21 protein-coding genes are annotated in these 24,016 nt (G+C 28.9%); 16 read left to right on the forward strand and 5 right to left on the reverse strand.

Going from position 1 to position 24,016, the window contains the following annotated elements:
* Positions 1-4: 4 nt before the first annotated feature.
* From lysS to L8X27_RS07025, 5 genes are read left to right on the forward strand one after another with little or no spacing between them, the layout of a single operon-like run.
* The gene (gene lysS / locus L8X27_RS07005; RefSeq protein ID WP_263681165.1) at positions 5-1,507 is read left to right on the forward strand and encodes a lysine--tRNA ligase; all 1,503 of its coding nucleotides are present in this window, start codon (positions 5-7) and stop codon (positions 1,505-1,507) included.
* On the forward strand, positions 1,508-2,749 hold the full coding sequence (locus L8X27_RS07010; RefSeq protein WP_133319865.1) for a serine hydroxymethyltransferase: 1,242 nt from the start codon (positions 1,508-1,510) through the stop codon (positions 2,747-2,749).
* Positions 2,746-3,291 carry a DUF1882 domain-containing protein gene (locus tag L8X27_RS07015; RefSeq protein ID WP_263671689.1) on the forward strand — a complete coding sequence of 182 codons (546 nt, stop codon included), beginning with the start codon at positions 2,746-2,748 and terminating at the stop codon, positions 3,289-3,291. Before L8X27_RS07010 ends, L8X27_RS07015 begins: the two co-directional genes overlap by 4 nt.
* Positions 3,292-3,309: 18 nt before the next feature.
* Positions 3,310-4,116: an SPOR domain-containing protein gene (locus L8X27_RS07020; protein ID WP_263671690.1), complete on the forward strand. Its 807-nt coding sequence runs from the start codon at positions 3,310-3,312 to the stop codon at positions 4,114-4,116.
* The gene (locus L8X27_RS07025) at positions 4,113-4,895 is read left to right on the forward strand and encodes a shikimate dehydrogenase (protein ID WP_263671692.1); all 783 of its coding nucleotides are present in this window, start codon (positions 4,113-4,115) and stop codon (positions 4,893-4,895) included. The genes L8X27_RS07020 and L8X27_RS07025 overlap by 4 nt, the downstream gene beginning before the upstream one ends.
* Here L8X27_RS07025 and dnaJ read toward each other — a convergent pair.
* Positions 4,892-6,013, reverse strand: coding sequence for a molecular chaperone DnaJ (dnaJ, locus tag L8X27_RS07030; RefSeq protein WP_263671693.1), 1,122 nt, complete (start codon positions 6,011-6,013; stop codon positions 4,892-4,894). The genes L8X27_RS07025 and dnaJ overlap by 4 nt on opposite strands.
* 115 nt (positions 6,014-6,128) lie before the next feature.
* On the opposite strand from dnaJ, the gene L8X27_RS07035 reads away from it, so the two are divergent.
* The 3 genes from L8X27_RS07035 to recR are packed head-to-tail and all read left to right on the forward strand — an operon-like array spanning position 6,129 to position 8,603.
* A complete protein-coding gene (locus L8X27_RS07035; RefSeq protein WP_066006696.1) occupies positions 6,129-6,800 on the forward strand; it encodes a response regulator transcription factor in 672 nt (223 codons plus the stop codon).
* Entirely contained in the window at positions 6,797-8,029 is a 1,233-nt protein-coding gene (locus L8X27_RS07040; protein ID WP_263671694.1) for an ArsS family sensor histidine kinase, read from the forward strand. Before L8X27_RS07035 ends, L8X27_RS07040 begins: the two co-directional genes overlap by 4 nt.
* Position 8,030: 1 nt before the next feature.
* The gene (recR, locus tag L8X27_RS07045; protein ID WP_263671696.1) at positions 8,031-8,603 is read left to right on the forward strand and encodes a recombination mediator RecR; all 573 of its coding nucleotides are present in this window, start codon (positions 8,031-8,033) and stop codon (positions 8,601-8,603) included.
* Here the strand turns inward: recR and L8X27_RS07050 are convergent.
* Genes L8X27_RS07050 through L8X27_RS07060 form a run of 3 tightly spaced genes read right to left on the reverse strand, consistent with a single transcriptional unit; the run spans position 8,590 to position 11,874 of the window.
* Positions 8,590-9,618 (reverse strand): hypothetical protein, encoded by a 1,029-nt coding sequence (locus tag L8X27_RS07050; RefSeq protein ID WP_263671698.1) that lies wholly within the window; start codon positions 9,616-9,618, stop codon positions 8,590-8,592. The two genes, recR and L8X27_RS07050, sit on opposite strands and share 14 nt — an antisense overlap.
* Positions 9,615-11,408 carry an excinuclease ABC subunit UvrC gene (gene uvrC, locus L8X27_RS07055; RefSeq protein ID WP_263671700.1) on the reverse strand — a complete coding sequence of 598 codons (1,794 nt, stop codon included), beginning with the start codon at positions 11,406-11,408 and terminating at the stop codon, positions 9,615-9,617. The genes L8X27_RS07050 and uvrC overlap by 4 nt, the downstream gene beginning before the upstream one ends.
* Positions 11,401-11,874: a hypothetical protein gene (locus tag L8X27_RS07060; RefSeq protein WP_263659807.1), complete on the reverse strand. Its 474-nt coding sequence runs from the start codon at positions 11,872-11,874 to the stop codon at positions 11,401-11,403. The genes uvrC and L8X27_RS07060 overlap by 8 nt, the downstream gene beginning before the upstream one ends.
* A 134-nt stretch (positions 11,875-12,008) precedes the next feature.
* On the opposite strand from L8X27_RS07060, the gene nhaD reads away from it, so the two are divergent.
* A complete protein-coding gene (gene nhaD, locus L8X27_RS07065) occupies positions 12,009-13,367 on the forward strand; it encodes a sodium:proton antiporter NhaD (RefSeq protein WP_263671702.1) in 1,359 nt (452 codons plus the stop codon).
* A gap of 9 nt (positions 13,368-13,376) precedes the next feature.
* On the forward strand, positions 13,377-14,912 hold the full coding sequence (gene guaA, locus L8X27_RS07070) for a glutamine-hydrolyzing GMP synthase (protein WP_220567179.1): 1,536 nt from the start codon (positions 13,377-13,379) through the stop codon (positions 14,910-14,912).
* On the opposite strand, the gene L8X27_RS07075 is transcribed toward guaA, so the two are convergent.
* Positions 14,913-15,464 (reverse strand): class I SAM-dependent methyltransferase, encoded by a 552-nt coding sequence (locus L8X27_RS07075; RefSeq protein WP_133319878.1) that lies wholly within the window; start codon positions 15,462-15,464, stop codon positions 14,913-14,915.
* Positions 15,465-15,576: 112 nt separating this feature from the next.
* Here L8X27_RS07075 and L8X27_RS07080 point away from each other — a divergent pair, with 112 nt between their 5' ends.
* The 6 genes from L8X27_RS07080 to L8X27_RS07105 all read left to right on the forward strand — a co-directional run bounded on the left by L8X27_RS07080 (position 15,577) and on the right by L8X27_RS07105 (position 23,907).
* Positions 15,577-17,016: a hypothetical protein gene (locus tag L8X27_RS07080; protein ID WP_263659810.1), complete on the forward strand. Its 1,440-nt coding sequence runs from the start codon at positions 15,577-15,579 to the stop codon at positions 17,014-17,016.
* A gap of 259 nt (positions 17,017-17,275) precedes the next feature.
* A complete protein-coding gene (gene purD, locus L8X27_RS07085) occupies positions 17,276-18,526 on the forward strand; it encodes a phosphoribosylamine--glycine ligase (RefSeq protein ID WP_263671703.1) in 1,251 nt (416 codons plus the stop codon).
* Positions 18,523-18,981: an RDD family protein gene (locus L8X27_RS07090; protein ID WP_263671705.1), complete on the forward strand. Its 459-nt coding sequence runs from the start codon at positions 18,523-18,525 to the stop codon at positions 18,979-18,981. The genes purD and L8X27_RS07090 overlap by 4 nt, the downstream gene beginning before the upstream one ends.
* Entirely contained in the window at positions 18,971-21,007 is a 2,037-nt protein-coding gene (locus L8X27_RS07095; RefSeq protein ID WP_263671706.1) for an LPS-assembly protein LptD, read from the forward strand. The genes L8X27_RS07090 and L8X27_RS07095 overlap by 11 nt, the downstream gene beginning before the upstream one ends.
* Entirely contained in the window at positions 21,004-21,663 is a 660-nt protein-coding gene (locus L8X27_RS07100; protein ID WP_133319883.1) for a phosphoribosyltransferase, read from the forward strand. The genes L8X27_RS07095 and L8X27_RS07100 overlap by 4 nt, the downstream gene beginning before the upstream one ends.
* 135 nt (positions 21,664-21,798) lie before the next feature.
* Positions 21,799-23,907 (forward strand): polyribonucleotide nucleotidyltransferase, encoded by a 2,109-nt coding sequence (locus tag L8X27_RS07105; RefSeq protein ID WP_263659813.1) that lies wholly within the window; start codon positions 21,799-21,801, stop codon positions 23,905-23,907.
* Positions 23,908-24,016 lie beyond the last annotated feature (109 nt).

Below are 24,016 nucleotides of genomic sequence, written 5' to 3' on the forward strand. Positions count from 1 at the left end.
ATTAATGTTTGATAATATTTTAGAACAACAAAAAATTCAAAAAGCACAAGAATTAAAAAAGCTAGGAATTAATCCATATCCACATTTTTTGAAAAAAGAAATGAGTATAGTTGAATATAAAAATAAATTTACATACATTAAAGATACGGAAAATCAGCGTGATGAAAAAGTATATGGAGTGTTAGCAGGAAGATTAAAACTTCTTAGAATAGCTGGTAAATCGGTATTTGCCAATATAGAAGATGAGCAAGATAATATTCAAATTTATTTTAATCAAAATATTTTAGGGGAAGAATACTTTGCTATTTTAAAAAAATATCTTGAAGTAGGGGATATTGTTTTGGTTAAAGGTTTTCCTTTTATGACTAAAACAGGAGAATTTAGTCTTCATGTTGAGCAAATTCAAATAGCTACAAAAGCCATAGTGCCTTTACCGGAAAAATATCATGGGCTTACTGACATTGAGCAAAGATATAGAAAAAGATACCTTGATATGATCATGAATAGTGAAGTAAGAAAAGATTTTATTTTGCGTTCTAAAATTGTTTCTTACATTAGATCTTTTTTTGATAATAAAGGATTTTTAGAGGTTGAAACACCAATGATGCATCCTATTGCAGGAGGAGCAAATGCAAAGCCTTTTGTGACTTATCATAATGCTTTAGGTGTGGAAAGATTTTTAAGAATTGCTCCAGAATTATATCTAAAGCGTTTGATTGTAGGTGGTTTTGAGGCAGTTTATGAGATTAATAGATGTTTTAGAAATGAAGGAATGGATTTAACACATAATCCTGAATTTACTACAATCGAGTTTTATTGGGCTTATCATAATTATCATGATTTGATGGATTTAACAGAAGAGCTTTTTGCTATGCTTTTGGATAAATTAAATTTAGATAAAAAACTCGAATTTGATGAAAAAATAATTGATTTTTCTAAACCATTTGAAAGAATTACTTATAAAGATGCTTTGAAAAAATATGGCGGTTTAGATGATGAGCTTATTAATAATAAAGAATTAATTTTAGAAAAATTAAAAAAAGATGGTTTTGAAGCCAATGAAAAATTGGAATTAGGTCATTTGCAAGCTGAACTTTTTGATAATTATGTTGAAGATAAGTTGATTAATCCCACTTTTGTAATAGATTTTCCTATTTCTATAAGTCCTTTGTCTAGAAGAAGTGATAAGGATAAGGATATTGCTGAAAGATTTGAATTGTTTATCGCGGGTAGAGAGATTGCTAATGGATTTAATGAGCTTAATGATCCGCTAGATCAATATGAGAGATTCTTAAAGCAAATTGAAGCTAAAAATGCAGGTGATGAGGAAGCATGTGAAATGGATGAAGATTTTGTTAATGCATTGGGCTATGCTATGGCACCAACTGCAGGTGAAGGTATAGGAATAGATAGGCTAGTCATGCTTTTAATTAATAAAAAATCAATTCGTGATGTAGTGCTTTTCCCAGCTATGAGGCCACTTAAAAATGAGGTAAAAGGAGAGTAAATGTTGGAAAATTTTGATAAAGAAATTTTTGATTTAACCCAAAAGGAGTTAGCAAGACAATGTGATGGTCTTGAAATGATAGCGAGTGAGAATTTCACTATACCAGAAGTAATGGAAGTAATGGGGAGTATTTTAACAAATAAATATGCAGAAGGCTATCCTGGTAAAAGATATTATGGTGGATGTGAATTTGTAGATGAAATTGAGACAATTGCTATAGAAAGATGTAAAAAACTTTTTAATTGTAATTTTGCCAATGTGCAGCCTAATTCAGGTTCTCAAGCAAATCAAGGTGTATACATGGCATTGTTAAATCCTGGTGATAGAATTTTGGGTATGGATTTAAGTCACGGAGGACATTTAACTCACGGTTCTAAAGTAAGTTCTTCTGGAAAAGTTTATGAAAGTTTTTTTTATGGGGTAGAGCTTGATGGGAGAATTAATTATGATAAAGTTAGAGAGATAGCAAAAGAAGTTAAGCCAAAACTTATTGTTTGTGGTGCTAGTGCTTATCCTAGAGTGATTGATTTTGCTAAATTTAGAGAAATAGCAGATGAGGTTGGCGCATATTTATTTGCTGATGTTGCGCATATTGCAGGATTGGTTGTAGCAGGTGAGCATCCTAGCCCGTTTCCCTATGCTCATGTTGTAAGCTCTACAACACATAAAACTTTAAGAGGTCCAAGAGGCGGGATTATTATGAGTAACGATGAAGAAATTGCCAAAAAAATCAATTCTGCAATTTTTCCGGGTATTCAAGGTGGTCCATTAATGCATGTAATTGCCGCCAAAGCTGTTGGATTTAAATATAACTTAAGTGATGAGTGGAAAATTTATGCTAAGCAAATCATTAAAAATACTGCTACCTTGGCTCAAGTTCTAATAGATAGAAAATATGATTTAGTTAGCGGTGGTACTGATAATCATTTAATTTTATTAAGCTTTTTAAATAAAGATTTTAGTGGTAAAGATGCAGATTTAGCTTTAGAAAGAGCAGGTATTACAGCAAATAAAAATACGGTTCCAGGGGAAACTAGAAGTCCATTTGTAACGAGTGGTTTAAGACTTGGAACAGCAGCTTTAACAGCAAGAGGTTTTAAAGAGGAGCAAATTGCTATTGTTGCAAATTATATAGCTGATATTTTAGATGATATACAAAATACAAAACTACAAGAAGAGATTAAAGTTAAACTGAAAAATTTGGCAAGTAATTTTATTATTTATGAAAGGGCTTTATTTTGATTACAACTATGGATTTGGCTTTAATTAAAATGGTTACAAGCCATTATTATATTAAGCGTAATGCTATAATTAACAAATATGAGCATAAAGGTAGAATTTTTTTTGATAAATTCGAAAAAGTAAATGCTCCTTTGACAGCTAATGTTATACAAGAACATATGGAAAAAAAGATTATTGTAGCACACTCTTTGATTAATAGTTTTGATAAGGTTGAAAATATTGTATTTGATTACAATGGTTTTAACGCAGAGCGTTTTTGGCATAGAGCACAGCTTGTTTTAAGGGAAGAAGGTTTTATAAATTTTACTGCCTATAAAACAAGAACTAATAATCATTTGCATTTGTATATCCATAAAGGACATACTACTTTTAATGAAGCATGCTCTTTGGGAACAAAATTATCTTTGCTTTTTTCTCAAAAAATGCCTGTAGAGTGGAAAGTTTTTCCTAGTATGGATATACCTAAGGAATTTAATATTTTAACTTTACCTTATGAGGTTTATCAAAAAGAGCGTGGCGCTTCTTGGTCTAAACATATGTAATTTTTGAAAGGATGAAAAATGGAAGAAAACAACAAAAATGAGTTTGATGATATTATCTTGCAAAAAAGCAATAAAAGTGAAAAACTTAAAAAAATTTTACTCAGATCGATTATTTTAATTATTGTGTTTTTGGTAGTAATGATAGCAATGAAGTTAATTAATGATCCAGGCGAGGAAAAATCACTACAAATGCCATCAGAGCCGCAAGAGCAAGCTTCTTATGAAAATAATTTTAATTCTTTGCCTATTACGGATAATACTAAAGAAGAGGATGAATTTGAAGCTTTAGCTAGAAAACTGAAAGAAGAAAGTTCATTGGCTGATGCAAATAATACCATAGAGGAAAAACAGGAAATTCCAAGCAATAGTGTATTAGATCAAATTACATCAACAGAACCAAAAGAAGAGCCAGCTAAGGTGGAAGAAAAACAAGAAGAGATTAAGCCTGTAGAAAAATCTATAGAAAAACCAATTCAAAAACCTTCTGAAAAATCAAAAACTAATGTTGTTGAAAAGCCAAAAGATCCAGAGCAAAGCAATGCAAATGAATTGTTTGAGAGTATAAAAACCCCAAGTATTCAAACACAACTTCCTGCAGGTACTTATATTCAAGTTTTTTCTTTAAATAGTCTTGATCCTAAATCAAAAGAATTAAATATACTTAAAGAAAATGGATATGAATATAAAATTTACAAAACAACAGTAAATGGCAAAGAACTTACAAAAGTTTTAGTTGGGCCTTATAAAGAAAGCGAATTAAAAGCTGAATTGGAAAAGGTGCGTTCTAAAATCGCAAAAGGTGCTTTTACTTTTAGAGTAAAATGAAAATTTTCACAGTTATAGGTGATCCTATTGTGCATTCTAAATCTCCAAGAATGCACAATAATGCTTTGCAAGTTCTTAAAAAAGACGCAATATATACAAGATACCATTTAAAAAATAAAGCAAAATTAAAAGAAATTGTTCAAAAATTTGATGGAGCAAATATTACTATACCTTTTAAAGAAGAAGCGTATAAAATTGCAGATTTTTGTGATGAAAGTGTTAAGCAAATAGGATCTGCCAATACTTTAATAAACAAAGATGGTAAAATTTATGCTTGCAATACAGATTATTTGGGATTTTTAAAAGCAATTGAAAATTTTTTTTCTATTAAAAATGCTTTGATTTTAGGTGCTGGTGGCACCGCTAAAGCTTTAGCTTATGCTTTAAAATCTATAAATATTGAAGTTGCAATAGCAAATCGCTCTAGTGTTAGATTTAAAAATTTAAATAATTATCCATGTTTTTTATATGATCAACTTGATTTAAATACACAATTTGATTTGATAATAAATACGACTAGTGCAGGTTTACATGATGAAAGTTTACCTTGCGAAGAAAGGATTTTAAAAAATATTTTTCAAAAAGCTAAGTATGCTTTTGATGTTATTTATAGTAGAGAAACATCTTTTTTAAAGTTGGCACGAGAAAATGGATTAAAAATAAAAGATGGCACGCAAATGCTTTTATGGCAAGGTGTTTTTGCTTTTGAGCTATTTTTAGAGTGTCAAAAAACAGAAGAAATTTATAAAGCCATGGAGATGGCTTTAAAACTTCCTTAGTGACTAAACCAAGATTTGATTTTATCAAACAAGCTTTCTTGTTCTATAAAAGCTTCCTCATTTTCTAAGCCAAAGCTTTTTTCAAGTTGCAATAGTAGATTTTTTTGTTCATCAGTAAGTGTTTTTGGAAATTTTATTTCAATTTGTACAATATGTGAACCAAGTTTTCCATTGTGGATATTTTTAACACCTTCATTAGCTAATTCAAATTTTTGTTTATCTTTTGCACCCACTGGAAGTTTAAGATCAGCTTCTCCTCTTATGGTGGAAATTTTAATTGTCTTTCCAAGAGCAGCTTGGGTAAAAAATACAGGTACTATGGTATATATATCATCATCATGTCTAATAAATTTATTATCATCTTCTACAACGATTTTGATATACAAATCGCCTCTTTGAGAAGAATTTGGAAGCTCATTTGCTTTGTTTTGCACTCTAAGACTCATACCGCTATCAATACCTTCTGGTATATCAAGTTCTATATGATCTTTTATTTCTTCATAACCATTTCCATGGCATGTTTTACACTTATTTTTTATTATTTTCCCACTGCCCTTACAATGATCACAAGTTTGTACAAAAGTCATAAAACCTTGTCTAACACCAACTTGTCCTTTTCCTCCACAATGAGAACAAATATCTTCTTTTCCATTTTCTGATCCACTACCATTGCATATTTTACAAAATGTTTTATAGGTAAAATCAATTTCTTTTTTGCAGCCAAAAACAGCCTCTTTGAAGCTAATCTTTACCGCTATTTTTAAATCATGTGGATATTTATTTCCTCTTTCTTTTTTACGCGTTGAGTTTCCAAAACCAAATCCATCTCCAAAAAAACTTGAAAATATATCCCCTAAATCAACATCTCCAAAACCACCAAAACCACCGGCTTGTCCTTTTAATCCTTCTTTGCCGTATCTATCATATATACTTCGCTTTTCATCATTGCTAAGTACTTCATAAGCTTCATTGACAAGTTTAAATTTTTCTTCAGCTTCTTTATCTCCTTGATTTCTATCAGGATGATATTTTAATGCCATTTTTCTATAAGCTTTTTTTATAGTTTCTTTATCTGAAGTTTGAGAAATTTCTAATATTTCATAATAATTAAGTTCCACTTTTTTCCTCTCTTGAAAAATTAATATTATAATTTTAGCAAAAAAATAAATGAATAGTTAAATTATGTGTTATAATATTAAGTTCGTAACATATTTTCACTAATAAGGGGTAGAGATGATTAATGTTTTAATGATCGAAGATGATCCAGATTTTGCAGAGTTTTTAGCAGAATATTTGGCCCAATTTAATATCAAAGTTACTAATTATGAAGATCCGTATTTGGGAATGAGTGCTGGTATAAAAAATTATGATTGTTTAATTCTTGATTTAACTTTACCTGGACTTGATGGTCTTGAAGTTTGTCGCGAAATAAGAGAAAAATATAGTATTCCTATTATTATTTCTTCAGCTAGAAGCGATTTAAGTGATAAAATTGTAGGACTTCAAATAGGTGCGGATGATTATCTACCAAAGCCTTACGATCCTAAAGAAATGCATGCAAGAATTATGAGTTTAATCCGTCGTTCAAAACGCGTAAATGAAACTCCTGAAAAAATAATCAATTCAGCTTTTAAAATTGATGAAAAAAGACATGAGATTAGTTACAATGAAGAGGTTTTAATTTTAACTCCTGCTGAATATGAAATTTTAAGTTATATGATAAGACAACATGGATTTTCAGTTAGCAGAGAGCAGCTTGTGTATCACTGCAAAAGCTTAAAAGATAAAGATTCTAAAAGTTTAGATGTAATTATTGGTAGGCTTAGAACTAAGATCGGCGATAGTTCGAAGGCACCAAAGCATATTTTTTCAGTTAGAGGGATAGGATATAAATTAATAGGATGAAAGTAACTATTAATCTTAAGATTACCGTTCTTTTTGCAACGGCTTTTTTGTTTGTTTGTGCTTTATTTGTGCTTTTGGGTAAGGTTCAGGTTGATTCTTATTTAACCAATGAGCAAAATAGACAAAAAGAAATTGTAGAAAAAATTATATATAATTTAGAAAGAAAAGAAGGTTTTTCAATTTATGATTATCTTCTTTCTAAGTCTTTTAAAATAGTTGAAAATGAACGCAGCGCAAAACATATAGTTGCAAAAGGTGAAAAGGTGCTTAAGGTTAATTCTGCTTACGGTAGTTTTTCTTCTATTATTTATCATAATCAAATTTTTTTTTATGTTGAACAAGCTAATTTAAAGCAGCTTTATGAGCTAAATGCATCTACGCGTTTAGAGTATTTGTTTTTACTAAGTTTCTTTTTTAGTTTGATTTTGATTATATTTTTATATTTTTCTGTTTTAAGATCTTTAATGCCTTTAAAAATTTTAAAAAAGAAAATTAAAAATATTAGTGCTGGAAAAATAGAACCTTTATCTGAATATTCACAAATTAATGATGAGATTTCAGAAATTTCTTTTGAATTTGACCATGCTATTAATAAAATACAAGAATTAGTAAAATCAAGACAATTTTTTTTAAGAATGATTATGCATGAACTTAAAACACCTATTGGAAAAGGTAGGATAGTTTGTGAGATGCTAGACAATCAAAAACAAAAAGACCGCTTAGTAGCGATTTTTGAAAGACTTGAATTATTGATTGATGAATTTGGTAAAATTGAAAAAGTTTTATCTAGAAATTGCCAACTAAATTTGCAAACTTATCATTTGAGCTTAATTTTAGAGCAGGCTGAAGATTATCTCATGAGAGATGATTTTTATCAAAAAGTTAAGATTTCTTACAAAGAAGATACTATGATTGTTGCTGATTTAGAACTTTTTTCCTTGATGCTTAAAAATTTGATTGATAATGCTATTAAATATTCTGACGATAAAGCTTGTGAGATTATATGTTCGGGGGACTATGTAATTGTTAGAAATAAAGGGGTTCAACTTAAAAAAACTTTTGATTATTATTTGAAACCTTTTGTAAGAGAACAAAATACTCAAGTTGAAGGTATGGGATTGGGGCTTTATATTATCAATAATATTTGCAATCTTCATGGTTATAATTTAACTTATAGTTATGAAGATGGTTATCATATTTTTAAGATTGTTTTTTCAAGGTTAAAATGACTTGAAAGATTTAGAAAAATTTAATGAATTGGTAAATGCATTTTCTGCATTGCCTACTATCGGTAAAAAGTCCGCATTAAGACTTGCTTATCATGTTTGTATAAAAGATCCTTTGCTAGGTTCTAAACTTGCTTATAGTATTGAAGAATCCATTAGAGGGATTAAAAAATGTATACAATGCGGGGCTTTAAGTGAAAATGAATTATGTGAAGTTTGTTCTGATATAGAAAGAAATAATAATATTATTTGTATAGTGCAAGATCCTAAAGATGTATTAATTTTAGAAGATAGTAAAAGCTATGATGGGCTTTATTTTGTACTAGAAAATACTAACGAAGAAAATATTACTAAATTAAGAGTAATGATTGAAAACAAAAATACCAAAGAAATTTTTTTCGCTTTTACTCAAGGCTTAAATTCAGATGCTGTAGTTTTTTTTATAGAGGAAAAATTAAAGGATTTAAATTTGAGTTTTTCCCAAATAGCCCAAGGTATTCCAAGCGGTGTTAGTTTGGAAAATGTCGATTTTATATCTTTACATAAGGCTATTAATCATAGAACTAAACTTGATTAATATATTTTTTAAGTAAAATTATCCATTCATTTTTGCTAATGTCATTTATAATTTCATCGGCAAAATCACAATTTTTAACTCTATTTTTGGTAAAAAGTAAAATTTTATTTTGTGAATTTTGTATTTTATATTCATGTAGTATTTGACTAAAATGTAAAATATCGAACTTTATGACTTCATAATCAACCAAAATTAATCTAAAATTTAATTTTAAAGCGTTCTTAAAATCACTTAGGCTATCTACGATTTGATTATTTGAGCAAAATTGATTGGTTATATTTAAAATTAGATTATTTTCAAAACTAGAAGATTTAAAAATCAATACATTGTATAAATTTGCTATTTGATAACTTTCTTCTTTAAAATTTGTACTTAAAAAATTGATAAGATCTTTGACATTGACATCTACAAATGTGTAGTTTAGCGTATTTTTTATTTTCTTCTTTGAAATAATAAAGGAATATTTTTTCTCTACTTTTTGAAAATCATCAAAAATTTCACTACTAATGCCTATATCTAATAAAATACATTGTAATAAAAAATTTTCAATCACATCATCATTTACAATGCATGCGTGGATATTCTTAAAAATAATATTTTTTGTTTTTGTATTTATTTGATATTTTTTTAAAATCGGTTTTAGTGCAATGGAATTTTCTAATCGCATATAGTTAAAACTTTGAATAAGATATTGTAAGTTTTTTTGTAAAAGTTTGTTTTGTATTTTTTGATCTTGCAATTGTTTTTGCGTTAGCTCAAATGATGTTTTTAATTTTTCTTTTAGATCTATTAAAGAGGTTGAACTTGATATTTTTAAAAATTTTTCTATTTCTTGAATAATGATATTATCTTTTTTAAGTTTTTGATTTTTTATAATTAAATAAATACATGTAATGATAAATATTAAAATACTAATAGAGGTATAAATATAGAATAATTTTTGATCAATTGGATATAAAAAATAATAATTGAAAAAACATAAAATCAAAGTTAAAGAACTAATAAAAAATATCATAAATTTTCCTTAATTATTTTGGCTATTTTTATATTAGAAAGTGATTTTAATTCATTAAAATCGGCTTTACTGATTTTATCAAAACTACCATAATAATCTAAAAATTTTTTAATATAACCTTGAGAGATTCCAAGTTGTATCAACTTAGAGCTTTGTAGGTCCTGTTTTCTTTTTGTTTTTTGGTGAAAACTAATTGCGAAGCGATGTGTCTCATCGCGCAATTTTTGTAAAAATTGCAATTTTTTATCATCGGTAGAAAGTTGAATTTTTCCTTCTTGAGTATAAATTTTATCTTTCGCACTTCCTTTTGCTCTATAAGCTTTAGCATCTATTTTTTCTTTAGATATAGCTAAAATATCCACATTTGCTCCAGAACTTTTAATAATATCATTTGCTAGTTTCAATAAGGCATTCCCGCCATCAATCAGCCATAAATCAGGCGGTGGATTTTTATCAAAGGATAAAGCTCTTTTACTAAGGATTTGAAGCATTTGATCATAATCATTTTTATAAGATAAATGATAGTGTCTATAAGAGCTTTTATCAAATTTCCCATCTTTGAAGGTTACTAAAGCACCTACAATTGCATCACCTTGCATATGAGAATTATCAAAAATTTCTATATGATTGGGATAATTTTGCAGATTGAAAAAATCTTTTAATTCTTTTAAAAATAAATAATTTTCATTTTTTAAATGCTTTTGTATGTTTATTTTTGCATTTTCTAGAGCAAGCTCACACAGGGCTTTTTTTTCACCAAGTTTTGGCGATTTAAGGTAAAATCTTCTAGAAAATCTCTCGCTGAGTAGATCTTGCAGTAGCTTCATGTCTTCAAAATCTTTGTGTGTATAAATATGAGTTGATTTTATTGGAGATTCTTGTGTGTAATTTTCTAGAATATATTGTTTATAAATTGCATTTAAGTCAAATTCGTTTTGATTATTAAGAGCTAGTATTTTATGATTTGAACTAATGATTTTACCATTATTTATTACAAAACGCACCATGGAGAGTATGTTTTCTTCGCAATAAATAGCATAAATATCAAAATCTTCTAATTTTGCAAGGTCTATTTGTATTTTTACACTTAAATCTTCAATTGTTTTAATTTGATCCCTTATAAGAGCTGCTTCTTCGTAGTTTTCACTCTTTGCGTATTCAAGCATTTTATTTTCTAAATTTTTTGTTAAAGATAAGGGATTTAAAAGAGCTTGTGTGGCTTTTTGGATAATTTTTTCATATTCTTGTTTAGAAATTTTTTGCTCGCACGGACCTTTGCAACGCTTAATCTGATAAAAAAGACAAAGTTCTTTGCAAGATTTCTTTTGTCTTAGCTCAAAAGATAAATATAAAGCATTTAAAAGCTCTTTTGCTCCTTTAAAAAAGGGACCAAAATATTTTATTTTATTTTTTTTGATAATTTTTCTTGTAATCTCAAATCTTGGAAAATCTTCATTTAAGTCTATATAAATATAAGGGTAGGTTTTATCATCTCTTAATAATATATTGTATTTTGGGTGTAATTGTTTTATAAAAGAATTTTCTAGTATTAAAGCATCGGCCTCACTTTTTGTGGTAATAAATTCTAAATGATGTGTTTGGCTAATCATCTTTTGAATTCTTAAACTATTGCTAGGATTTGGGCAAAGATTTGGAGTGAAATTAAAATAACTTCTAACGCGGTTTTTTAAATTCTTGGCTTTACCTACATATAAAAGCTTACCTTGTATATCAAAATACTGATACACGCCAGGTAAATTAGGCAAGGTTTTGAGTTCATTTTCAAGCATTTTTTATAAGCTTTCGTAGTTCTTCAAATTTATTATATAAAATAGGATTTTCAAAATGGTTTTTAAAATTTCCATTAGAAAGTTCTAGATGAGTTTTTTTATGTGCGCTAAAAGTATTGTTTTTGGATATAAAGTTTTTGTCGCTAAGTATTTTTATATTTTCCACTTTTGCAAAATTACTCATTGGCTTGGCTAAAATATAGTTTTTTATGAGACTTTTAATCATTTTTTTGGTATTATCGTGATTAAGCTCCATATATGCAATGTGGTGTTTAACTAAAATAATCAAAGTATTATTTTTTATAAAGAGTTTAGTAATCATTTGTTGGTGATTATGGTTAAATAGTTTTAAAAACTCTTTATATTGCAAAAGTGCTTTTAAAGGTCTATAATGTTTATATTTTTCAGAATTAGCAAATATATCAATAACATCACGACTTGTTTTAATATCATTTTTAACTTCCATTTAATTATTGTAACATTTTTTTTATTAATATTTTTAAGTGCATGTGGTTATAAAGCTGCCCCATTTTATGAAATAAAAGATAATAATGGCAGCGTAAAGGAAATAAAAAAATTCCAATCTTTGGAGAGTGAAATATGAGTAGAATACTTTTTTTACTTTGTTTTAGTATTAGCTTTTTATTAGCAGGTCAAACTCATGAGTTAAATTTGGCTTTTAGTGCTTTGGGTATAGGTGTTTTAATAATTTTTGTATTGGGGTATTATTTTATAGCAGCAGAAGAAAAATATCATATCAACAAAACTAAGCCTGCTTTGTTTATAGGAACATTTTCTTTTATTGTCATTGGCATATATATGGTAGTAAATGATTTAGACACGCAAATACTTGAAGAAAGTGTTAATCATCTTATCTTGGAAATCGCACAAATTGTGTTTTTCTTAATAGCAGCAATGACTTTTATAGAAGCATTAATAGAAAGATCGGTTTTTGAAACTTTAAAATATAAGCTTGTAAGCAAGGGTTATACTTATAGAAAATTATTTTGGCTAACAGGAATTTTGGCTTTTTTTATCTCTCCGATTGCAGATAATCTTACCACAGCTTTGATTTTATCTACTGTGCTTTTAACTATAGATAAACATAATAAAGAATTTTTAATCCCAGGTGCTATAAATATTGTAGTAGCAGCTAATGCTGGTGGAGCTTGGTCGCCATTTGGTGATATTACTACTTTGATGGTTTGGACGGCAAAAAAAGCTACCTTTTTTGAATTTTTTGCTCTTTTTCCTGCTTCTTTTATTGGATGGTTTCTTACGGCTTATTTGCTATCGCGTTATGTGCCTGATGTTGAGCCAAATTTTCATAAAGATAATCTAGAAAAAGTTGAAATTAAACCAGGTGGTAAAGTATTTATTGTGCTTGGTTTTTTAACTATCGCTTTAGCAGTTTTTATCCATAGTATTTGCGATTTGCCTGCAATGTGGGGTATGATTTTTGGTCTTTCTTTGCTCAGCTTATATATGTATTTTTTCAATAGAAAACAAGGTAAAAAAGATTTAAATATTTTTCATTATATGACGCGTATTGAAATGGATACTTTATTATTTTTCTTTGGAATTTTATCTGCTGTGGGCGCTTTACATTTTGTTGGATGGCTTGCTTATGCTTCCGATCTTTATACAAAATTTGGAGCTACTAGTATTAATATAGGCGTAGGATTTTTATCTGCTATTGTAGATAATGTTCCGGTTATGAGTGCGGTATTAAAAGCTAATCCAAGTATGGATGATACTCAATGGCTTTTAGTAACTCTTACAGCAGGAATTGGAGGATCATTAATAAGCTTTGGCTCAGCAGCTGGTGTGGGGGTAATGGGAAAAATGAAGGGAATTTATACTTTTAACTCTCATTTAAAATATGTATGGACGATTTTAATTGGATATATAGTATCTATTATAGTTTGGTATGTACAATTTCAATTGTTAAATTTATAAAGGAGTTAGATGAAAAAAGCAGATATTTTGGTTTTGGACTTTGGTTCGCAATATACACAGCTCATTGCAAGAAGATTAAGAGAGCAGGGCGTATATGCAGAAATTTTACCTTTTAATGTAAGTTTAGATGAAATTAAAATTAAAGAGCCTAAGGGTATTATTTTAAGCGGTGGACCGGCTAGTGTATATGCAAATGATGCTTATTTTTGTGATAAAGGTGTTTTTGATTTAAATATACCAGTTTTAGGAATTTGTTATGGTATGCAACTTATGGCACATCATTTTGGTGCAAATGTAGCTCCAGCAGGTCATAAAGAATATGGCAAAGCAACTATAGATATTCAAAATGATAGTGACTTGTTTAAAAATTTACCTAAAAAACAAACGGTATGGATGAGTCATTCTGATAAGGTAGAAAATTTGCCACAAGGTTTTGAGGTTTTAGCAACAAGTGAAAATAGTCCTTTTTGTGTATTTGGAGATGAAAAGCGTAAATTTTTTGCTTTACAATTTCACCCTGAAGTTCAACATAGTGAGTTTGGAAAAAGCATCTTAAAAAATTTCGCTAAGTATGCATGTAATTGTGATAGTATATGGAATATGGGATCTTTTGCAAAAACTCAAGCGCAAAAAATTAAAGAAGAGGTAGGTAATGATAAGGTATTATGTGCTGTTAGTGGTGGGGTTGATAGCAGTGTAGTGGCTGCATTACTAGCAAGTGCGATAAAAGATCAAGTGGTAGTAGTATTTGTTGATAATGGTCTTTTAAGAAGCGGTGAAAAAGAGCAAGTTGAATATATGTTTAGACATACTTTAGGTATTGATCTAATTAGTATTGATGCTAGGGAGATTTTCTTAAGTCGCTTAGCAGGTGTTAGGGATCCTGAACAAAAGAGAAAAATTATAGGAAATACCTTTATAGAAGTTTTTGAAGAAGAAGCTAAAAAACATAAAGATGTAAAATATTTAGCACAAGGAACTTTATATACTGATATTATTGAAAGTTCGGTTGTAGGAGCTAGTAAAACCATAAAATCTCATCATAATGTGGGTGGGTTACCTGAAAAGATGAATTTAAAACTTATTGAACCTCTAAAAGAAATTTTTAAAGATGAGGTAAGAGCTTTAGGAATAGAACTTGGCTTGAGTAAAGATGTAGTTTATCGTCATCCTTTCCCGGGACCAGGGCTTGCTATACGCATTATGGGTGAAGTAAATGAGCCTAGTTTGGAGCTTTTGAGAAAAGCTGATGTGATTTTGATTGAAGAATTAAAAAGCAGTGGTTGGTATGATAAAACATGGCAGGCTTTTTGCGTGCTTTTAAATGTGCAAAGTGTTGGCGTAATGGGAGATAATAGGACTTATGATAATGCAGTTTGCGTGCGTGTGGTGAATGCAAGTGATGGTATGACAGCTACTTTTTCTCATTTACCTTATGAGTTATTAGAAAATATTTCACGCCGTATTATTAATGAAGTAGAAGGAATTAATCGTGTGGTGTATGATATTTCTAGTAAGCCACCAGCGACTATTGAATGGGAATAGTTATTTAGTGCAAAAATAAACAAAAGCAGGAGGGAGATTTTGCCAAATGATAGGTGAAATTTCTACCTTGCTAAAAGTAGTAAAAAGTTTTTTCTTAAAAGCTCTTCCTTTTGGCGTGGGCAGTATATATGCAAATGTTGCAAAGCAACCATTTTCCTCTAAAACTTCATGAATGGATTTTAATAATAAATCTTGTTCTTTGGAATTTAATAAAGCCCAAGGAATTCCAGAAATAATTAAGTCTGCGTTGTTGATTGCTCTTTTTTCTAACATATCAGGTAAAAATTCTGCTGATCTAATTTCTAAATCTATATTTTTTATATTTTGTTGTAGTTTTTTTGCCATATGTGGATTAATTTCAACTGCAAAAAATCTTGCATCATGATTTTTTTGCTTAAGGATATATTTGGTAAAACTTCCTGTTCCAGGTCCTATTTCAATAATATTTTTTGCATGTTGAACATGAGAGGTTATGAGTTTGCTTAGTTTTTTTGAGCTTGCACAAAATGCTCCTGTTTGCTTTGGATTTTTAAAGTATTGATATAAAAACATAGATTAAATACCTAAGATAGTTATTTTTAATAAATTTTAAAATATTATTGTAAATTTATAAAAACAAAGTTAAAATAAGAATTTAATTTTTCTTTAGATCAAGGATTTGGATATGCATGGAAAAATAATGGTTTATGTGGATGGTACTGGAAGAGGAACAGTAATTAATCTTGCAAAAACATTTTTTGAATTTAATAAACATGCTTGGCACGATAAAAGAAGCATGCCAACGGTTGGTATGTTTGTTGAGTTTAGATCCGATGGAAAGCATATTACAGATTTAAGACCTTCTAAATTTCAAGAATTTGGAGATAATGATTTTATCAAAGAAAGAGATTTTTGGAAAACAGATAGTGATGATGAATTGGAGGATTTAAGACTAACAAGGCGTGATGCTTATGTTCAAGAGCTTTATAGAGAAACCGATTATGATAATCTTGATAAGATTACTCTAAATTTGACTATCCCACAAGCCATTCAAAGGTATTTTTATAATGAAACACTATCAATCAATGCTGTGAAAGATATTAATACAGATGAGGTGCCATATATTATAGATTTTTTTGCTATGAAGCGTTTTTTACATAAGGCTTTGGATACTTTGCTTTTTTCAGATAATACCATTAACCAAGCTGACTTTTCTGCTATGAAAAATATTATAGTACATCTTGAAATGGCTTATAAAGATATGAAAGATAAACAAAAACATATCAACATGGAGCGTTTGTATGATGAAGTCTTTTTGTCTCATCAATGTCATTATCAAGCACTTCTTGCTTCGATCGATAATAGGAAAAATAGAAAATTAGCACTTGATCGCCAAATGAGTACTTTGATTACAGATATTAAATCAAAACAAGCGAGAATAGAAACAGAAAGTGGCAAAAAACGACAAGAATTTGAAGAAATGATACAAAGTAAAAAACAAAGGCTTGTTGAAATAAAAAATGAAGTAGATTATTTTACAAAAAGCATTGAAAAATTAGAGGCAATGAGAAAGTCTTTCTATGAAAAAAATCTTACCATTTTTAATAATAGTTTTAATATGGCTAGAGAGAAACTTTTTGAGAAAATTAAACAAGGTTTAAATATATGTGCTACAAAATTAGATATAGAAATTTGGAAAAAATCTTTAAAATCAACAAGTATAAAAAATTCTTATTTTAAAACTGCAAGCGAAATTTCTTTCTGCACTCTTTCTTTTGCTGAACTTTATTTAAATAGATTAAATAAACATGCGCTAAATCCAAATGATCAATTATTGCTTTCTTATGTTAAAAAAGTAAGAAAAGAATGTGAAAAAAGTTTTTTAATAGTTACTTCCAATCCTGATTTATATGTTAATATGAAAATCCAAATTTTTGCAATGAATCCTTATTATGTTGTTAAGCATGCACCTAAAAAAGTAAATTATCAAGGATTGATGAAAAATACTGAATTTGATATAGTTTATGTAGATGAAAAAACTATTTGGGCATCTGTTGCTGATGTTATTTTAGAAGGAAAGTATTTTTTAAAAAAGGACTCTAAAACTAAATTCAAAATTTTATAAAAATCCTTTTAAACCCTATTTTTAAGTTTTCTTAGTTATAATTAGAATGCCTAAATGGTTCGATATGGTATTAAAGAGGATCCAACACATTAATTATAAGCTGTGATGTGTGATTTACCGTGTTCTGTGACTTCGTTTGAGTTTTGAAAAAAAGCGAGAAGCTGCAGCCTTTAAAAATCACCTAATGGCATACTTTGACTTTTTGAGGGTCAGACACTTATACTCCGGCCATTTGGGTTTTGATATTTTAAGGAAAATAATGAAAATTTTAATATTAGGAAGCGGTGCTAGGGAATATTCTATCGCTTTGGCTCTTCAAAAAACAAATGATAATTTGGAATTTTATTTTGCACCAGGAAATGGTGCTACCGCTAAAATAGGAACAAATCTTAATATGAAAGATCCTAAGGTTATTACAGCTTATGCAAAGGCATCTGAGATTGATCTTTGTATAGTTGGAAGTGAAAATTTTCTAGCAGAGGGTATAGTAGATCTTTTTAAAGAAAATAATATTGCTATTTTTGGTCCTACTAAAGCTGCTGCTATGCTTGAAGCTTCAAAATCTTATATGAAGAGTTTTTTAAAAAAATATAAAATTAAAACAGCTAAATTTTTAAATACAACAGATTATGAGAAAGCTAAGAAATTTATTATGAGTTTAACTCCTCCTATAGTGGTAAAAGCAGATGGTTTGTGTGCGGGCAAAGGTGTGATTATTGCTCAAAGCCATGAAGAAGCTTTAGAGGCTACTAAAAATATGCTTAGCGGAGAGAGTTTTGGTGAAGCCGGTAAGATTGTTGTTATAGAAGAATATCTCAACGGATTTGAATTAAGTGTATTTGCAGTTTGCGATGGAGATGATTTTATATTGTTACCTGCTGCACAAGATCATAAAAGATTACTAGATAATGATAAGGGACCAAACACAGGAGGAATGGGTGCATATGCTCCAAGTATTTTAGCAAGTGAAAATTTATTAGAGCAAGTAAAAAAAGATATAGTAGTACCAACTCTTAAAGGTATGAAAGAAGAGGGTACTGAATTTGTTGGAGTGTTGTTTATAGGTTTGATGGTTGTAAATAATAAACCTTATGTTTTAGAATACAATGTGCGTTTTGGTGATCCTGAGTGCGAAGTTTTGATGCCTTTGATAGAAAATCCTTTGGATTTATTTTTAGCATGTGTGAATAAAAATCTTGCAAATACTCGTATAAAAATCAAAGATGAATTTGCAGTAGGTGTGGTTTGTGCAAGTAAAAACTATCCTTATAAAGATTCTCCAAAAGCATTAATTGATATAGGAGAAATTCCGCAAAATTCTCATATTTCTTATGCTGGAGTAATTTTAGAAAATAACAAACTATATGCTAGTGGTGGTCGTGTATTAGTTTGTGTAGGAACTGGAAAAAGTATTGAAGAAGCGCAAAAAAACGCTTATATGCTTTGTGATAATGTTCATTTTAAAGGAAAACAACATAGAAAAGATATTGCTTTTCAGGTTCTTAAATGAGTGCAAATCAAGAATTATTTGACAAACTAGAAAAAGAAGAGCTAAAAATAGCAAGTTTTAAAAAAAGATTTTTAGCTTATATTGTTGATAGCTTTGTGATTTTAGCTATTGTAAGTATTATTTTATTTGATAAGATTAGTTCTATGCAAACTTATGATGAAATTCACAATCTTTTAATACGTTTTGCTGGTGGAACTTTAATTTTGCAATTTACATATCATAGTTTATTTACATATTTATATGGTGCAACTTTAGGAAAAATGCTTTTGAAGATTATGGTTATTGATCAAAGCTTATTAGATAAACCAAATTTCATTCAAAGTGCTTTAAGAGCAGGTGTAAGGCAAATTAGTGATATGTTGTATGGTTTGGGTTTTGCTTGGGCTTTAAGCAATATCGTTTTAAAAACTTGGCATGATTATGCGGCCAGAACAGTGGTGATAGATCTTGCGTAAAATATTACTTTCTTTGGCTTGCATAGGAAGTTTATATGCTTCTAAAGTAGATATCTATGCTTTGGATGTTGTTAAAAAAAATGATATTATAGAGGCAAAAAATAATGTAGTTGTGGTATCTGATTTTTATTTGATAACTGCAAGCGAGGCTAAATTTAATGAAACAACAAAAGATTTGGAGCTTTTTGGAGATGTTAATATCTTAAGGGGGCAAAAAGAAAGAACTAATTCTACTTATACAAAGATTAACTTAAAAGATAACACTACAGCTTTTAAAAATTTATTTTTTTCAAATAATGATTTGGAGGTTTGGCTACAATGTCATCAAGCTAAAATTGATGACAAATTTGTAATGGGTAAAAAGTCTGTTGTATCTAGTTGTAATGTTGAAAATCCTGATTGGGAAATTCGTTTTGATGAAGGCAAATTAAACAAAGAGAGTAATTTTTTACATCTTTATAATGCAAGATTATATGTAAAAAATGTTCCGGTGATGTATTTACCTTATTTTGGTTTTAGCGTAGATACTAAAAGAAAAAGTGGATTGTTAATTCCCCAAGTAGTTTTAAAACAAAGTGAGGGGCTATATTATAATCAGCCAATTTATTATGTTATTGATGATAATGCGGACATTCAATTTGAACCTCAGATTAGAACAAAAAGAGGTTATGGCTTATACTCAACTTTAAGATTTATTGATACCCCTTATTCTCAAGGTGAAATTAGCGGTGGTATTTTTGGTGAAAAATCAAGTTATAAAAGAGAAGAAAATTTAAAAAATAAAGAACACTATGGTTTAGAGGTTAAATATTCAAATGAATCTTTATTTAAAAGTCTTTTAGGTGAAGAATTTCAAGAGGGTTTATGGGTTGATGCTACTTATTTAAATGATGTTGATTATATGAATTTAAGTTCTAGTGCAAAAACCGAAGCTTCTTTAGTTACTTCTAAAATAAATTATTTTTTATCAGATGATGATAATTATTATGGTGCTTATGCAAAGTATTATATAGACACTTCTAAAATTAGCAATAAAGATACTTTACAAGAATATCCATCTTTTCAATATCATAGATATTTAAATGGATTTTTTGATAATTATATACAATATAGCTTGGATGCTTCTTTTCATAGGTATTATAGACATACGGGTATTTATGCTAAAACTTTAGATTTTGATTTACCTTTAATTTATCATACGAGTTTTTTTGATGATTTTTTAAATTTTGCGTTCACAGAAAGGATATATGCAAATTTTGTAGATTATTCTAATACAGATGTTAAAAATCAAGAACATTTATTTAGAAATTCTCATAATTTTTCTTTATATACAGATCTTTCAAAGCCATATGAAAATTTTTATCATACTCTATATTTAGGGGTTAATTATTTTCTACCTGGAGCTAAATCGGGTGAAATCACTGAAGATTTTGTAGAGTTAAAAAATGATCCTGAGCAACTTAATTTTTCAATGTATCAGTATTTTTATAATACTTTAGGCAAAAAAAAATTATATCATAACTTGAAGGTTAAATACTTTACTAAAGAAGGTAGCTTTGGTGCTTTTGATAATGTTGTAGAATATTTTTACAATGATTATATAAGTTTAAGAAATGAAGCTGAATATTCTGGAGTTGATAATCGTTTTGATAAGGTTTTTAGTGAAGCTTTGTTTGATTATGGTGAATGGAAGATTAGTTTAAACCATGCTTATAGAATGTATGAAAATGAAAAATATAATTTTATAGGAACTAAAGCCCAATATGATATAAATACTAATTATCAAATTTTTGGCGGATTGTGGTTTGATTTGAACAAAGATCCTGAAAAATGGGAAATAGGTTATACTTATCAAAGAAAATGTTGGAATTATTCTTTGATGTATCGCAAAGATATTTCACCTAAACTTACAAGTGGTGGTATTAGTGCTAAAGATCAAAGTGGTGTATATTTTATGTTTAATTTTTATCCATTAGGCGGGGTATCTTATGATTTTTCTTTAGAGGAAAATGAAAGGTCGATATGATATTTTTTGAAGATGAAAAAGATGCACTTGAGAAATTATATGATATATTACCATTAAACAAACTAAAAGATTATATTATTATTACACCTTCTTTAAAATCGATAGTTTTTGTTGATGCACTAGCACAAAAATTAGAAATTCCATATGATTTTTTATTTACAGAACAAATTAAAGCTCCTAATAATGATGAATGTCAAATAGCTATGATTAGTGAAACAAAGGAGTTGGTTTATAATGAGGCTTTAGTTAAAGCTTTTGATATAAGTTTAGATTATATTTATGGTGAAGCCAATAGAACCTACGAAGAAAAAATTTTAAAAAATGTGTATCGTTATAGAAAAGGAAATCTTTTAAAGGATTTAAAAGGGAGAAATATTTTAATATTGCATGAAGGTTGCGAAAGTGGAATTACTGCTTCTTCATGTATTAAAAGTTTGTTAAAAGAAGAAGTAAATAGTATTGTTTATGCTACTGCTTTAATGCCAAGTGATGTATATGAATATATCGGTGTTTTTGTAGATGAGGTTTATTGTGTGCAAAAAATTGATCATTTTGTGAATATTGAGTTTTATTTTAAAAATAAAACGATTTTGCAAGCTCATGAAATTTTAGATATTTTAGAAGAAAGTAAATATTATCTTCCATTAAAGAGATAAATTTATATCTAAACAATCGGTTGTTTAGATATAAATTTATAGGCAAAACAAAAACAGGCTTTTTAAGTTTTAATTTTTAAAATTTAAAAAGCTTATTTGGTTTTTGCCTATGATGAAAATATTAAAGGAAAAATCATGCGACATGAAATAAATATTAATAATCATCTTGAAATATTTGAGACTAATAAGGTTGCAAAACAAGCAGCAGGTGCAGTTTTAATGCAAGAAAAAAATGCTGTAGTTTTGGCAACTGTTGCCAGAGAAGAAAAAATGGTAGAAGAGGATTTTTTACCTCTTACGGTACAATATATAGAAAAAGCTTATGCAGCAGGAAGAATTCCAGGTGGTTATGTAAAAAGAGAAACTAAACCAGGTGATAATGAAACTTTAAGTGCAAGGATTATAGATAGAAGTTTAAGACCTCTTTTCCCAAAAGGCTATGCCTATCCAACTCAAATTGTAGTAATGGTTCTTTCTGCTGATCCTGAAGTAGATCTGCAAGTGATGAGTTTAAATGCCGCAAGCATTGCTTTATATTTAAGTGATATTCCTATAAAAGCGCCAGTTTGTGGTGTAAGAATAGGTCGTATGAATAATGAATTTGTTTTAAATCCAAGCAATAGTGAATTAAAAAATAGCACCCTAGACCTTTATGTGGCAGGTGTTAAAGATGAGCTTTTAATGATAGAAATGAGAGCTTTAGCAAACAAACAAAATGGTCAACATTGTATGAACGAGCTTAATGAGGATGATGTTTTAAAGGCTTTAGAATTTGCAGGTAATGCGATTTTGCGTGGCTCTAATGAATATGAAAGAGTTTTTGCTGCTTATAGAAAAAATTCCAAACTTGAATTTAAAATAGAAACAGATGGTGGCAAAATTGTTGATTTTATTAAAAATTCCTATATCTCAAAGCTTAAAATTGCAATTAACCAAATGGCAAAAAGTGAAAGAGCAAGTGAAATCTCACAAATAGCAAAAGAGATTGAAAATGAAGCTAATGCTATTGAAAATGAATGGAAAATTGAAGATATTGAGAAAGCTTTATATTTGTGCAAAAGAGAGCTTGTTAGAAGTCAAATTCTTAATGAAAATAAAAGGGCAGATGGTAGAGGCTTGAAAGATGTTAGAAAGATAGATATAGAGACAAATATTCTGCCAAATGCACATGGATCGTGTCTTTTTACTAGAGGGCAAACTCAAGCTTTGGTTATAGCTACCTTGGGAAGTGATAATGATGCGCAAATGTCAGATTTACTAACAGAAAAAAATCCTATATGCGAAAAATTTATGGTAAATTATAATTTTCCAGGTTTTTCCGTAGGTGAGGCTACTCCTATAAAAGCTCCAGGTAGAAGAGAGTTAGGGCATGGAAATTTAGCAAAAAGAGCTTTACATCCTAGTATTGATACGGATTATATTCATACTATTCGTTTAGTGTCTGAAATTTTAGAAAGTAATGGTTCTAGTTCTATGGCTACTGTTTGTGGTGGTGCTTTGGCTTTAAGAGCCGCAGGGGTAAAAAGTGAAAAACTAGTGGCAGGTGTGGCAATGGGACTTGTTTTTGAAGATGAAAAATATGCTATTTTAACAGATATTATGGGTCTTGAGGATCATGATGGGGATATGGATTTTAAAGTAGCAGGAAGTTACAAGGGAATCACTGCTTTGCAGATGGATATAAAACTTGGCGGTATAGAGCAACAAGTTTTAAAAGAGGCTTTATATCAAGCAAAAGAAGCTAGGGAGCACATTTTACAATTAATGGAAGAGGCCAATCAAAACATAGTTGTTAATGAAGCAATTTTACCAAAGATTGAAATTTTTAATGTAGATCCAAGTAAAATCCCTGATATTATTGGCCAAGGTGGTAAAACTATAAAAGAGATTATAGAAAAATTTGAAGTTAATATTGACTTAGATAGAGATAAAGGTGAGGTTAAAATAGCAGGAATTAATCATGATTTTATTTCTCAAAGCAAAGAATATATATTAAATTTAGTTCATTCTAAAGGTTCTAATAAAAAGCGCGATAGAAAAGAAGTGCCTAAATTTGATATCGGAGAAGAATTTATAGGAAAAGTTCAAAAAGTTGTAGAATTTGGAGTTTTTGTAGAACTTAGAGATGGCGTAGATGGTTTATTGCATAATTCTAAATTCAAGGAAAAGCTAGAAATTGGTAATGAGGTTAAAGTTAAGGTGGCAGAAATTAAAAATGGAAAAGTGTCATTGGACTTAGCTTAATTGTTTAAATTTAAGCATATTTAAGAATATGCTTAAATTTTTATTTTAGATCTTGACAAAAAAATATTCTTTTGGCATAATTTCATTTTTTGATTGTCTCGTTAGCTCA

Source organism: Campylobacter sp. CNRCH_2015_1657, from assembly GCF_025772685.1.
In the GTDB taxonomy this organism is placed as follows: domain Bacteria; phylum Campylobacterota; class Campylobacteria; order Campylobacterales; family Campylobacteraceae; genus Campylobacter_D; species Campylobacter_D lari_D.